The sequence below is a fragment of the Hugenholtzia roseola DSM 9546 genome (assembly GCF_000422585.1).
In the GTDB taxonomy this organism is placed as follows: domain Bacteria; phylum Bacteroidota; class Bacteroidia; order Cytophagales; family Bernardetiaceae; genus Hugenholtzia; species Hugenholtzia roseola.
The window spans coordinates 66,516-80,707 of record NZ_AUGI01000025.1 but is presented as its reverse complement, the minus strand read 5'-3'; the positions used below and the strand labels follow the sequence as shown (position 1 = coordinate 80,707).

Genomic DNA, 14,192 nt, shown 5'->3' with positions numbered 1-14,192 from the left:
CAACGCAAAGGTTGTCTTTCGCATCATCTTTTTGTGGCTGTGTTCCAATGCGCTGACTTGCCGCTCATGAAAAGATAGAAGGCGTTTTTTAAAACCTTTATCCCTATCCTACCTATGCCAAATCGCCTTACGGTGAAAAAAAAGCAGCAAGCCGACTTCTTTGCACCTCTTTTTTGTCTTTCTTTGCAAAAAGAACACAAAAGACCCTAATTTTTCACACCACAACTCCTAAAACAACTTATCCAATATGGCTCGCATAGAAATGGTTATGCCCAAAATGGGCGAAAGCGTCATGGAAGGGACTATCATCACTTGGCTCAAAAAAGTGGGCGACAAGATAGAACAAGACGAATCGGTCTTGGAAGTAGCTACTGACAAGGTAGATACCGAAGTTCCCGCTACTCATTCTGGCATTTTGGTAGAGATTTTGGCACAAGAGGGGGAAGTGGTGCAAATCGGAAATCCTATCGCCGTCATCGAAACAGAAGCCACCGCTACTGCAAAAGTGGCTGAAAATGGGCAGGCACAAAGCCAAGAAAAGCCCCAAGAGGCACACCAAGAAACGCATCAGGAAAGGCAAGAGGTAGCTCCTTTGGCAGCGCAGGCGCAGGAACTTATCGAATCGCCGCTGGTTGCTAAAACCGAAACAGGACGCTTCTATTCGCCCTTAGTTCTCAATATTGCCCGCCAAGAGGGAATTTCTATGGCAGAATTAGAGCAAATTGCAGGCACAGGCGCAGAAGGGCGCGTAACCAAACACGACATCTTTGCCTATCTCAAAAATAGAAAAGCCGCCCCCACTACCAACGGCAAAGCCGCAGAACCGCTCAAAACCGAAACGGCTCAAATTGCCAAAGCGGAAACGATTGCGGCAGTGGTAGAGGAGCGCGTAGCACCTGCACCAAGCAAAAGCGACGCACCTTTGGAAGCCGTCAAGCCTGCTAAATCGTATGGGGGCAATGTAGAAATTATCCAAATGGATAGAATGCGCAAGATGATTGCCCAGCGCATGGTCGACTCGAAGCGCATCTCTCCACACGTAACCTCTTTTGTAGAAGCCGACGTTACCAATATCGTAAATTGGCGCAATAAGTGGAAGCGCGTAGCGCAAGAACGCGAAGGCGTAGCCCTTACTTTTACGCCTATCTTTATCGAGGCGGTAGCAAAGGCAATTCAAGACTTCCCCAAAATTAACTGCTCCTTAGATGGCGATACGATAATTCTTAAAAAGGACATCAACGTGGGCATGGCAGTTGCCCTCCCTAACGACAATCTTATCGTGCCTGTGATTAAAAATGCCAATCATTACAACCTTATCGGTTTGGCAAAAAAGGTCAATGATTTGGCAGAACGCGCTCGCATCAATAAACTCTCACCCGACGATTTGAGCGAAGGCACTTACACCGTTTCCAATATCGGCTCTTTTGGCAATATGCTGGGAACGCCTATCATCATGCAGCCGCAGGTAGCCATTCTTTCTTTGGGTGCAATTATCAAAAAGCCAGCTGTGGTAGAAACCGAACACGGCGATATGATAGGGATTCGCCACATGATGTACCTTTCGCACTCTTACGACCATAGAATTGTAGATGGTGCTTTGGGGGGCAGATTTGTGCGCCGCGTGGCAGACTATTTAGAAAAATTTGATGTAAGTCGTAGCCTATAAAAGTATTCTTTTCCACGACAAGACCCTAAGCCTTGTCATAACACTTAGGGTCTTGAAATGGGGCGCATGAAGCCCGATGTGGTGTTTTTTATTTTCACCTTTTCAATATCATTATGCGATTTTCGAAGGGACAACTTCCCAAACTCAATCCAACTGCCCTTTTGCTCTTTGCCTTTTTTGGCTTTTGGGGCTTTTTTTCGCAGGCAAAGGCGCAGCGATTCGGTTATGTGGATACCCAAAAGATTTTGGCTCTGATGCCTGAATATCAAGCGGCACTCAAAGATTTGGAAACGCAACGCCAACTTTGGGAAAAGGAATTGAAGCAAAAAGAAAGCGACCTATTAGAGGCGCGATTAGGGCTTGAAGCCGAGCGCGTTTTGCTTTCTAAGTCTATGCAGCAAGAGCGCGAGGCTACTTTGCGCAGCCAAACGGAGGCGGTTTTAGCCTTCCGTGAGCAGATTTTTGGCTTCGAAGGAGCTTTTTTTCAGAAAAGGCGACAGCTTGTCGAGCCTTTGCAAGCGCGTGTGATGGAGGCGGTGCGCATTGTGGCAGTACAAAAAAAATTGCATTTCATTTTTGACAAAGCCAGCGATTTTCACATGCTCTATCACGATACCACTTACGATTTTACCGATTTTGTCTTAGACGAATTAGGCATTAAAATTGAAAAGGTAAAAAGCAGCAGCGGCGAGGATACCAAGCAGGCTACCAAAGAAGGAACTAAGGGCTAAGAAGCCCCAATTTTCGGATTTTCTTTTCGGATTTTCAAGTTTCCATATTTCATTTAAACACCCTTTAAAACCATTTTCATTAACATTTGAATACAATGAAAAAAACTCTCTTTTTAGCCTTTTTAGCGGCTACCTTATTTGTTTTTGGTGCAAATGCACAAAATACACTCAAAATTGGCTACACCAGCGCGACGCAGATTTTGGTCTTGATGCCTGAGTTTAAGGTCAAGCAAAGTGAATTAGAATCCTACAACAAAGTTTTAGACGGACAATTAGCCGCCAAACAAAAAGAATTTCAAACCAAATACGAAGAGTACGAAAAAACACGCGCCCAAAATCCGCCTGTGGTCAATCAGCAAAAAGAAAACGAATTGCGACAGTTACAACAGAGTTTTACCGACATGCAGCAGCAATTCCAAAATGATTTGGCTGAAAAAGAACGCGCCCTTTTAGAACCGCTTTTCGGAAAAATCCAAGATGCTATCAACGAAGTAGCGAAAGAAAACCAATATACGCTGGTTCTCAATGCTTTTGATGGCACAAACAACCCCAATATCCTTTATGCTGCCGAAGGCATCGATATTACGCCTTTGGTATTGAAGAAGTTGGGCGTAGAGCCTCCCAAAGAAGAGGCAGGCAACTAAGTTTTACTTCCTGACTACGTTTTATTTCGTGTTTGATAGCCCGAAAAAAAGACCCGAAGCATTTTTTAGAAAAGGCTTCGGGTTTTTTGCATTGCTTATTTTGCTTTTTATACTAAATTTCGCGCTTACTTTTTGCTCATCAAGCCTTTCTTTTTCCACTTCAAAGAGTAGATATCGAGGCGGCGGTCTTTGAGATTGCGCACGCTGCCATGGCTATGCAGTTCCTTTAAAAGGTCGAGATTGACATCAGCAATCATGGTCATTTCGGTATTGGGAGTGGCTTCGGCGATGATGGCGTTGTTGGGGAAGGAATAGTCGGAGGGCGAGAAAACGGCAGATTGGGCAAACTGCACGTCCATGTTTCGCACTTTTGGCAAATTGCCTACGCTCCCTGCAATGGCAACGTAACATTCATTTTCTACTGCCCTTGCCTGCGCACAGACGCGGACGCGCATGTAGCCGTTTTGCATGTCGGTAGAAAAGGGGACAAAAAGGATTTGCATGCCCTCTTCTGCCAATAGGCGCGAGAGTTCGGGAAATTCTACATCATAACAAATCAGAATACCAATTTTGGCGACATCGGTTTCAAAGACTTTGACTTTATCGCCTCCTACCATGCCGTAGTCTTGCACTTCGCTGGGAGTGATATGGATTTTGTACTGCACGTCCCAAGTGCCGTCGCGCCTGCAAAGGTAGGAAACGTTGTAGAGCCTACCGCCTTCGTAGAGGGGCAAACTGCCGCCTATGATATTGACATTATAGGAAACGGCATATTCTACCAACTTATCGCGCACCTCTTCGGTGTACTCGGCTAAGTGGCGAATGGCTTTGGCGATGTCTTCTTCATTGAAGCCTGCCATGAGCGGTACATTGAAAAATTCGGGAAATAGCACAAAGTCGGAACGATAGGAACTAAGGGCATCTACAAAAAACTCTACATTTTCAAAAAAAGATTCCAATGATTTCACATTTCGCATCTGCCATTGTACTACGCCAATGCGAATGACCTCTTTTTGCTGATTGACAAGTTTGGGTTTGTCTTCGTAATAAATATTGTCCCATTTGAGCAGGGTCGCATAGGATTCAGATTCGCTATCTTCGGGCAGGTAGTTGCGCAAAACTTTCTTGACGTGAAAGCCATTACTAAGTTGGAAGGTCAAGACGGGGTCGTAGATTTCCTTTTGGCGCACCTTTTCGATGTACTGTCGGGCAGAAAGTTCGTCGGAATATTTGCTGTAATTGGGCATTCTACCGCCTGCAATCATGCCGCGCAGGTTGAGATTTTCGCACAGTTCTTTTCTGACATCATACAAACGCCGCCCCAATCTCAAATCGCGATAATCGGGGTGTACGCAGACTTCGAGTCCGTATAAGATTTCGCCATTTTCGGGGTCGTGAGTAGAAAATTTATTGTCGTCGAGGATTTCGGCGTAGGTATGATTGTCGCCTATTTTTTCATAATTGACGATAATAGCCAAAGCAAAGGCTACTACTTCGCCTTTGTCTTCGATACAAAGCTGCCCTTCGGGGAATACGTCTAATAGTTTTTCTATGGCTTGTCTGCTCCAAGATTCCCCTGTGGGGCGATACACCAAGCGGGAAATTTCTATCAAACTCTCGATGTCTTGGTGGGTGATATTGCGAAGTTTGATGAGATGCTGTTCGGATTCGCTATTAGAAGAGGGGGCAGCATCTTTTTCTAAAAATTCGTCTTCTTCGGTTAGGTAGTTATCCATAAAGGGTATCAAATAATTGTTTAAAAAATCCTTATACACAAGGCTTTCACACAAAGATACTGATTTTGAGGCAAAAAGGCAAATGAAAGGCGTTTTTCCCCTCGTGTTATATCAGATTTAGACCCTTCAATGCAGTCATGTTAAATTCTAAAAATCAGATTCAAATGTAGGGACAAGGCACTGCCTTGTCCGCAGTGCGATTGAAATAAAAAAGGATTTTTAGACCCACAAATGGAATTTAGTCCAGATTTTATTTTGTATCAAATTTGACAAAACAAGGCTTTATACAGAACTTAACACTACTGCCCTTCAATGGGGCAGTTGGGCAGCAATTTGAGAGAAGACAAAAGTAAAGATAATTTCTCACCCCTATTTTTTACTACCAAAAAAAGTAGTGTATAAAACCAGACTTGCGCCTAAGAAAAAGAAAGCCGTAATGCCTACAAAAAAGAGAAAGTGAAAAGGCTCTTGCTCGAAGGTGTAATGCAGGCTGCGAAAGTTATAGACTTTTGTCGTGATATTTTTGTATAATACAAAGCCCGAAGCAGCCCAAACAAAAATCCAGAAAAGGATAGAAGCAACTTTTTTGAGTGTCATGATGCCGAAAGAAAAATAAAAACAACGCTATGGGTAGAGCAAGACCCGTTAGGGGTAGTGGTGCTAAATTCTAAAAATTATCTTCAAATGTAGGGACAAGGCATTGCCTTGTCCGAAGGTTAGAGTGAAATAGAAAATCTTATCTATACCACATCAAAAATACAAAGAGGTAGAGCCAAAGCAGGTCGAGGAAGTGCCAAAAAGTATTGCAAAGGCTGATGCGCAATAGGCTTTTGGCATGGACTTTATAGCGGAAGGCATTGAGTAGGGTAAAAAACACAAAGACCAGTCCTGCGACGATATGCAAGCCATGCACCCCTGAAATGATATAGATAAACGAACCCGCAGGATTGCTCTGTGAGCCGCCCAAAAACACGCCGATATCCACAAGCTGTCCCCAACCTTTCACCTGCATCACCAAAAAAGCAAGTCCTAAGAGAAAGGTAATGCCTAAGCCAATTTTTACCTGCCCAATCTCATCTTTTTTGGCTGCCCAATACGCATATTGCATCGTTAGGCTGCTTAAAAGTATGACTCCCGTACTCCAATAAAAGAGCGAAGGTAAGTCGAAGAGTAGCCAATTCCCATCTGCACGCCGCACGATATAAGCCGAAGTGAAGGCGGCAAAAAGCATGATGATACTCACGATAAAGAGCCACAAGACGAATTTCTTGGGGTGCATTGCCGCTTGTGAGGCTTCTTTTTGGGGCATATTTTGTGAAAGTGTAGTACCTTTCTGACTCATAAAAACGAAGAATAAGGGTGTAAAGAGAGTGAGAAACCGTAGAAAATCGTCCGCAAAGGTAGCGAAAAAGGTTGAGAGAAGGTTTATTTTTGGGAAATAGAAACAAAGATGCAAGATTTTTGTACCTACTTGCTTGCGACAATCCTGCCTATTCAACCCTAAGAAGTGGCAATATGTTTGCTTTTTTGTGGTAGAAGGGTGGCTTTTGTAGTAGAAAAACCAAAGCCTATTGGCTTTTTTCTCGCTTTTCTACGCCAAATATAGGCAGGGGCTTGCTTTTGTGTAAAAAATTGTGTTATTTGGCTGCTAAGTTTGCTACTTTTTCGCCTACTTTGCTTGCGGAAAAGGCGGTCGGCAGGTTGCCCTCTCTTTTCTTTGCCTCTCGATTCTTTTTATCACGATACTCACGCAACTCCTTTATGTTAGAACCCTATATCAAACAGCTACTTATCGATGAAAATGAGGTGGTCGTTCCCGAAGTAGGAACGTTTGTCGTTACACACAATCAGGCAGAAATTCTTTCTGATTCTATCACGCCTCCTCGCAGGAAGATACAATTTTATAGCAAGTTGCGCAGCGATAAAAATGAAAAACTCGCTAAATTAGTAATCGCCTCCGAAGAAATTAGCCGCGAGGATTTTCATACACAGTTGGAATATTTCATCGAGCAGGTGCAGACACAGATAGACTTGCAGGGTAGCTATCAGCTCCTCGACTTGGGAAAGTTGGGGCGCGACGCGGAAGGGTATTTTACTTTTTCGCAAGCCTTCAAAGATGAAATTTCGGAAGAAAACTTCGGCTTGCCACCTATCTACAAAAAGCCTTTGATGCAAGAAGACGAAACTTTCTTCGAAGAAGATTCGGAAAGCAGTGCTTCTTCTTTTTCGGATACAAAAGAAGAGGAAAAGGAACAGAGCGCACCTTTTATTGCCCCTATTTTGGCAACTCCTCAAAATCCTCCTGCCACTATTAAAGACACAGAAGAGGCAAAAAACGAATCTGACGCTTCTAAAACCGCTAATTCAGAGGACGACGATTTAGCACATAATTCGGAGAAGCGCGAGGCTGAAAAAGCAAATGCCACAGAGCAGCAAAATCAGGACGAAGAAAATCAGGAGGAAGAAAATCAGGACGAGGACGAAAAAGTCAGTCCGCTTGTCATTTGGCTTATCACCATTCCGCTATTGGCTATTTTTGCCTTCCTACTCTATCTCTTTACTCAACCCGAAGCCATGAGCAGTTTTCGTAACCTTTTGGGTATGAAAGCCGCCGCAACTTTGCCAAAGGAAAAAGAGAAAATCGACCCCAATGCGCAAGCAGGCAACACAGAAACTGCACAGCCAAACACAGACAACCAAGCCGAACAAGCACAAAATCAGACAGCAGCCCAAGATACAGAAACAGCACCCAATCAGGCAGCTACCGACCAGTCAGATGCTAATCAGGGTCAGAATCAGACCCAAAGTCAGGAACAAGCCGCCCAAAATGCAGGCAGCCAGAGCAGCCAAAATTCGGATACGCAAACGGCTTCTTCTACCAATCCTACCAATCCTTCCGATGTCATCGACGAGGAGCGCAATGTTTTTTATGTCATCGTGGGCAGTTTTGTTAATTTGGAGTATGCTCGCCAAATGCAACAACAAGTTGGGCAGAACTCACGTATAGTCATTTATCCAAAAGGCGGCAATTATCGTGTTACAATCGCCGAGCAGCCTTCTGAACGCGAAGCCTACAACGAACGCCTCCGCCACCTTTCGAGCTATCCCAACGCCTGGGTTTTAGATTATTAAATAAAGGGCAAAACTGCCTCTTTGTGTGTTCCCTTTTTTAAACCAATCATCAACCGCACCGCAAAGGTGTGCTATTTTTCTCTTATGCCTTCTACTTACACTGCTACTGCCCTTCCCAACATCAGCTCTTTGGCTTGGGAACACCCTGCCGACCGTACTGCCCTACAAGCTCTCCGCAAAGTGCCGGGCTTTGATAAGGTAATTCAGATGGTCTTTGGTGCGACTACCGAGCGTTCGTTGCGCCTTTTGTATTTGGGCAGCAGCGTGCGAGCCTCTTCCAAACAGTTTGGACGCGCCCATGAGTTGTTGGTAGAAGCCTGTCGCGTCTTTGACGTTCAGCAGCGTCCCGAACTTTTTATCATGCAAAATCCGCTACTTAATGCAGGGGCTGTGGGCATGGACAATCCCTTTATCGTACTCAATTCTTCTATGGTCGAATCTTTTGATGAGGCAGAATTGCTAACGGTTATCGGACACGAACTTGGACACATTCTAAGCGGGCATGTCTTGTATAAAACGGTGGCAAATCTTATCTTTTTGCTTTCACAAAGGGCAATTCGTTTCCCTTTGAGCGATATTGTTTTGATGGGCGTGGTGATGGCTTTGCAGGAATGGCAGCGAAAAAGCGAACTAAGTTGTGATAGAGCAGGGCTTTTAGCGGCGCAAAATCCTGATGTTTCTATTCGCGTGCTTATGAAATTGGCAGGCGGCGGCAATGTAGAGCAGATGGATTTGGGCGAGTTTTTAGCACAGGCAGAAGAATACGAGCGCAGTGAAGAAATTGCGGATACTGTTTTCAAATTGTTCAATACCTTAGATAAGACGCACCCTTTTGCCGTAGTTCGCGCTGCCGAACTTATCAAGTGGATACGGTCGGGTGAATATGATGCAATCCTTTCGGGCGATTATTTGAAGCGAAATGAGAGCCAGTCTTATTCTTTTCGCGAGGATTTTGCCCGCACCCAAGAGGCTTATGGGCAGGATTTTAAAAAAGCCACCGAGCCACTCCAAAATTTCGGACAAGACCTAAGCCAACAAGCCAAAGACTTTTTGGGGAACATTTTTAAAAGGTAGTTTTTGATAGGGCGTTGTTGCAACGATAAAAGTCTTAAATGCACCCCACCCCAAACCCCAATGATGTTAAATTCTAAAAAAACAGATTCAAATGTAGGGACAAGGCATTGCCTTGTCCGCAGCGAGATTGAAATAAAAAAGGATTTTCAGACCCAAAAATAGGGTTCAGTCCAAATTTTATTTTGTGTCAAATTTGACAAAACAAGGCTTTTCGCAGAACTTAACATTACTGGGGCAGGGTGGGGGTTCAGGAGGCTTGTACGAAGCACAAAACCCCGTTTTTTGACCTTCTGACCGTTGTAACAACGCCTTTTGATAGCCAAACATTCAACTCTTTTGGGGAAGTTAAAAAACGTATCTTCACTTTTCCACTTTCACACAACTCCCAAACAAGGCAATTCTCAAAAGTGTTGTACCTTTGCTTGTTCAAACCAGAAAGCTGTACGCCACTTCGAAGAAATAAACCCTTGTCATGACAACTCCTTTTACCGATACGCGCCAAGAATTGCGTCACCTCAAAGAGCTACTCAAAATAGAGCAAGAAGCAGATAAGGCGCAATATCAAGAAAAAATGCTCAATGCCCCCCTTGCCAAAAGGCGAAAAGATGGGCTTTGTTGGTATCCCCTGCGCCTGATAAGCGAGCAACTTGGCGTAGGCGGCAGATGGATTATAGAAGTAGAGCGCAAGGCAGACAAAGGGCAGCCCCACCAACTGCAAACAGGCAGCGTCGTTACTTTTTTCAATGTAGAAAATGGCAAGGAAGCCAATCAAAGCAATGGCGTAGTGGGCAAATTGCAAGGTGATGTCATGCAGGTTGTTCTCAATCAAGACGAGCCGCCGCAGTGGGTCAGTGCAGGTCAGATTGGCGTTTATCTTGCCTTCGATGATAGCACCTACCGCGAAATGAACTTTGCCTTGCGCAACGTCATAGAAGCCGAAAATAATAGATTGGCAGAGTTACGCGAAATTTTATTGGGCTATAAAAAAGCTACCTTCGACGAAGCCTACCAAAACTCGACGCAGTATCAGGTCTATGTAGAAAAAGTTACCCGATTGAACGACTCTCAAAACCAAGCCGTTGCCAATCTGGTCTATGCCAAAGATGTGGCAATTATTCACGGTCCTCCGGGTACGGGTAAAACAACGACTTTGGTCGCTGCCATCGAAGCCATTTTGAAGCGCGAAAAGCAGGTCTTGGTCTGTGCGCCCAGCAATACGGCAGTGGATTGGCTTGTCGAGAAAATTCATGCGCAGGGAATCAGCGTAACGCGCTTAGGACACCCTGCCCGTGTGAGCGAAACCTTAGAACATCTGACCTTAGATGCCAAAATAGAGTCGCACCAAGATTATCGTAGCTATAAAGAAATGATGAAAAAGGCGGAGGCTCTCAAACGCGAAGCCCTGCGTTTTAGGCGCAATTTTGGGGCAAAAGAACGCCAAGAGCGGCAGTTTCTTTTGCGCGAAGCCCAAAATATCAAGAATGAAGCCCTTAGATTGGAGGATTATTTGGTGCATAAAATCTTCGACCATTCGCGCGTTATCGCTTGTACGCTCACCACAGCGAGCAGTTATATTTTAAAAAATAAAACATTTAGCAGCGTTTTTATAGACGAGGCAGGACAAGCCCTAGAACCAGCCATGTGGATTGCGGTGCAGAAAGGGCATAAGATTTTTATGGCAGGCGACCACCAGCAACTCCCTCCTACCGTCAAATCCTTAGAGGCGGCGCGTGCAGGGTTGGAAAATACACTCTTCGAAAAAACGATTGCAAGGCAGCAAGTCGACCGTATCTTGCAGGTGCAATACCGCATGCACGAGCAAATTATGGCATTTTCTAATCAAAAATTTTATCAAAATAAATTAGAAGCCGCGCCTGCAAATCGCTATCATACGCTTTTTAAAAACGACAAGCCCGTTCTTTTTATCGATACCGCAGGGACAGGTTTTGCCGAAAAACAAGACGAAGAAACCCTAAGCCGTTACAATCCCGACGAGGCGCACCTGCTTTTGCGCATTTTAGGCAGCATTTTGAATGAAGTAGAAAACGACCCGATGGCGGCGGCACAAATCTATGATTTGAGCATTGGCATTATTTCACCCTACAAGGCGCAGGTCTATTTTCTCAAAGACCATATCTTAGACCATGACGCGCTCAAACCCCATTTGCCTCAAATTACAATTCAAACCGTAGATGGCTTTCAGGGGCAGGAACGCGATTTGATGCTCATCTCTTTGGTGCGTTCTAATGAAAAGGGTGAAATTGGCTTTTTGGCAGATTTAAGGCGTTTTAATGTCGCCATTACACGTGCCAAAAAGAAGTTAGTTGTTATCGGCGATTCGGCAACTTTGGCTACACACCCTTTCTTTGCCGATTTTATCAAATACAGTGAAAATATAGAGGCTTACCAAAGTGCTTGGGAATGGTGGGAAAGTTAGAAAACTGCAACCTAAAAGATTGAAAAAGAGTATAAGTAAATAACAAAACACGCCGCTCCCTTTTGTTGTGGCGTGTTTTTGTTAGGTGTCAAGACGAAACGCACTGTTTTATTTTTTGCTTTTATTCTTTTCAAGGTTAGAAAAATACAAAAAAGAAGATTTTACGTTCAAAAGCCCTGTTTTTCGTCTAAAAAGACGATTTTTTTACATCAACTTGTTTTCGGATACGAAAAAAAAGTCAGTTTTTTTGTATCTTTCGTCTGAAAAACTTGATTCTTTCCTGCACGTTTACCCTTTTTCTGATAATAGAACCTACAAATTTATGAGGCACACTATACAAAAAATATTTTTCTTAATCCTTGCCCTAACGCTACTCGGCTTTATCGCACAAGTGGAGGCGGCGACGGTTACTTCGGTACAAAATGGCGATTGGAGCGACCCCTGTACGTGGAGCGCAACCTGCGACCCTGCCGCTATGCCGACTATCAACGATGATGTAGTCATCAACCACGACGTTGTGGTAGATGTAGACGTAACAGTTAATAGTATCAATATTTTTCGTCCCGCAGGTGGTGGCGGTGGTACGCGCGAACTGACTATCAATGCTGACGTAACCCTTACGACGATAGACGACTTTATTGCAGGCAATCAATCCGATGTACTAAATAATGGCTTGCTGATAGTAGGAGGCGATATTTTTGTTTCCAACAATGGCAATATCAATGGGGACGGGACTGGCTTGCTTATCGTTTTGGGCTGCCCTGTCAAAAATGGCAACACCAACATTGAAAATATCTTTGGCTCTGCTGATAGTACGGCAGGCAACATGCTTACCTACTGCTTTGTTCAAATCGTAGATGACCCCACGAATTGTACCACAGGCGATTACGGCTATACCAACCTTCCTGCTACCCATGCAACGAATTGTGGCACGCTTATTCCTATTTTGCCCATAGAGCTTACCTTTTTTGAAGCGACTTTGCAAAAAGACCCCACCCAAGATGCTTTTGTAGCCCTTCATTGGGCGACAGCCGCTGAAAAAGACAACAGCCATTTTGAATTACAAAGAAGCACCAACGGACGCGATTTCACTACCATAGGGCAGGTTTTGGGTACAAATCAAAACCAAACTACTTTTTACCAATACAAAGACTACGAGTTTCAAGAAGGCAGAAATTATTACCGCCTCCTGCAAGTAGATTATGACGGAAAGATGTCTTATAGCCCTATCGTTCAAGTTTGGGTTGTACAGAAATCGCGCTTTGTCGTTTATCCAAATCCTGCAACCGATTATTTCTTTGTAGAGAGCAATAACTTTTCTAAAAACTTACATCTGAACCTTTTGGATAGTAAAGGGCAGCAGGTTGCGGTTGAAGTCATTGCCATAGGCATAGACCGTTTTAAAATCGTGCCTACCGAAAAATTAAGTAAAGGGCTTTATCTTCTGCGCTATCTCTCCAAAGAAGGACACTATCAGAGCCACAAAATTTTGGTAGAATAGTGAAAGCCACTGTTCTATCCCCACTGTTCTATCCCCACTGTTCTATCCTAAGTTTGGTTAAAAAAATACTCTTTCAGCTCCAAAACTAACAGCTTTCAAAAGACTGTTGGTTTTTGTGTTTTTGGGGAAATCGTATAAGGTAGTGAAGTTGTAGCTTCGCCCTACTTTTTTGAGCAATATGCTGACTAAAAATTGTAACTAAAAACTTACTTGCGTTTGGTCTTACGCACTTTAAAGAGTTTGACCAATTTGGGTACAAAGTCCTCGCCTGCTTCTATGCCTACATAATCGGCTTGGTATTGATGGCATATTTTTTCTAATTCTTCCTGCTTTTGTGCAAATTGATTCATAAATTTTTTCCGAAAGGCATCAGAATTGGTATTGACCCAAGTTTTTTTCCCTGTTTCTTTGTCTAAAATGGGAACAATTCCTAAGGCAGGAAAGCGTTGTTCGCGCTGGTCGGAAAGGTGCAGACAAATTAAATCGTGCTTTTGCGACATGCCTTTGAGGGCAGTTTCATAGTTTTGGTCTATAAAGTCGGAAATCAGGATAATAACACTTTTGCGTTTGATGAGCCGCATGGCTTGTTGGATAGCCTTCGTGAGGTCGGTTTTTTTAGAGTCAGGCACAAGGCGGTACAAAACTTTGATAATTTGAGAAGCCTGCTTACTTCCCTTATCGGGGCGCACGTAGGCTTCTTTTTGGTCGGAAAAGGCTAAAATACCAACAGAACTGGCTTCGCGGATTGCTGAAAGGGTCAGCACACCTGCCAATTCTTTACCTGTGTCTAATTTTTGCTTGCCCTTGTGTCCTACCTGCTGGGATTCACTCACATCTAAGATGATAAAGATATTTTGCTCTTTTTCTTCCTTGTACGTATTGACATACACGCCATGCCCTTTGGCACTTACGTTCCAATTGACGGTACGCACGTCGTCGCCGTATTGGTATTGCCGCACGTCATCAAATTCAAGCCCCGAACCCTTGAAGACCGACCGCGCATCACCTTGCATGCTCGTATTAACAGCCTTTCTAATTCGGATTTCATAACGCCGTAGCTTGCCGATAATACTTTTCATATTCAGCCCTGCCTCGCCAAAGGCGACAGGTTGTGCCGTTTGGGGAGTGGGTTGTTTGAAAACATTTTGTATTTTCTCAAAAAATTGAGCAAAGGCATTTTTAGCATCAGCCATAGGGTAGGGGGCTTTTAAAAGGTTTGGATAGTCAGAATTGTGGGCAGAATATTAGTCAAAATATTAGCCAGAATATTA

At 44.0% G+C, this 14,192-nt stretch carries 11 protein-coding genes; 7 read left to right on the top strand and 4 right to left on the bottom strand.

Annotation, left to right across the window (positions count from 1 at the left end):
- The first annotated feature begins 247 nt into the window (after nt 1-247).
- From G500_RS0100345 to G500_RS21770, 3 genes are all read left to right on the top strand, one after another.
- Entirely contained in the window at nt 248-1,666 is a 1,419-nt protein-coding gene (locus G500_RS0100345; RefSeq protein ID WP_027001155.1) for a dihydrolipoamide acetyltransferase family protein, read from the top strand.
- 113 nt (nt 1,667-1,779) lie between these two features.
- Nucleotides 1,780-2,397 carry an OmpH/Skp family outer membrane protein gene (locus tag G500_RS21775; RefSeq protein ID WP_051203177.1) on the top strand — a complete coding sequence of 206 codons (618 nt, stop codon included), beginning with the start codon at nt 1,780-1,782 and terminating at the stop codon, nt 2,395-2,397.
- 95 nt (nt 2,398-2,492) lie between these two features.
- A complete protein-coding gene (locus G500_RS21770) occupies nt 2,493-3,041 on the top strand; it encodes an OmpH/Skp family outer membrane protein (protein ID WP_035755799.1) in 549 nt (182 codons plus the stop codon).
- Nucleotides 3,042-3,166: 125 nt separating this feature from the next.
- Here G500_RS21770 and G500_RS0100330 read toward each other — a convergent pair whose 3' ends face one another.
- From G500_RS0100330 to G500_RS0100320, 3 genes are all read right to left on the bottom strand, one after another.
- Nucleotides 3,167-4,777, bottom strand: coding sequence for a carbon-nitrogen hydrolase family protein (locus G500_RS0100330; RefSeq protein ID WP_027001154.1), 1,611 nt, complete (start codon nt 4,775-4,777; stop codon nt 3,167-3,169).
- A 369-nt stretch (nt 4,778-5,146) separates the two neighbouring features.
- A complete protein-coding gene (locus G500_RS0100325; RefSeq protein WP_027001153.1) occupies nt 5,147-5,374 on the bottom strand; it encodes a hypothetical protein in 228 nt (75 codons plus the stop codon).
- Nucleotides 5,375-5,513: 139 nt separating this feature from the next.
- The gene (locus G500_RS0100320; protein ID WP_245574446.1) at nt 5,514-6,119 is read right to left on the bottom strand and encodes a cytochrome c oxidase subunit 3; all 606 of its coding nucleotides are present in this window, start codon (nt 6,117-6,119) and stop codon (nt 5,514-5,516) included.
- A gap of 419 nt (nt 6,120-6,538) precedes the next feature.
- Here G500_RS0100320 and G500_RS0100310 point away from each other — a divergent pair, with 419 nt between their 5' ends.
- From G500_RS0100310 to G500_RS24635, 4 genes are all read left to right on the top strand, one after another.
- Nucleotides 6,539-7,909, top strand: coding sequence for an HU domain-containing protein (locus tag G500_RS0100310; RefSeq protein WP_027001151.1), 1,371 nt, complete (start codon nt 6,539-6,541; stop codon nt 7,907-7,909).
- An 84-nt stretch (nt 7,910-7,993) separates the two neighbouring features.
- Nucleotides 7,994-8,983 (top strand): M48 family metallopeptidase, encoded by a 990-nt coding sequence (locus G500_RS21765; RefSeq protein WP_086047761.1) that lies wholly within the window; start codon nt 7,994-7,996, stop codon nt 8,981-8,983.
- 472 nt (nt 8,984-9,455) lie between these two features.
- On the top strand, nt 9,456-11,420 hold the full coding sequence (locus G500_RS0100295; RefSeq protein ID WP_027001150.1) for an AAA domain-containing protein: 1,965 nt from the start codon (nt 9,456-9,458) through the stop codon (nt 11,418-11,420).
- Between the two features lie 322 nt (nt 11,421-11,742).
- Nucleotides 11,743-12,921 (top strand): T9SS type A sorting domain-containing protein, encoded by a 1,179-nt coding sequence (locus tag G500_RS24635; protein WP_154656952.1) that lies wholly within the window; start codon nt 11,743-11,745, stop codon nt 12,919-12,921.
- A 206-nt stretch (nt 12,922-13,127) separates the two neighbouring features.
- On the opposite strand, the gene G500_RS0100285 is transcribed toward G500_RS24635, so the two are convergent.
- Nucleotides 13,128-14,114: a DUF58 domain-containing protein gene (locus tag G500_RS0100285; protein WP_342664591.1), complete on the bottom strand. Its 987-nt coding sequence runs from the start codon at nt 14,112-14,114 to the stop codon at nt 13,128-13,130.
- Between the last annotated feature and the right edge of the window lie 78 nt (nt 14,115-14,192).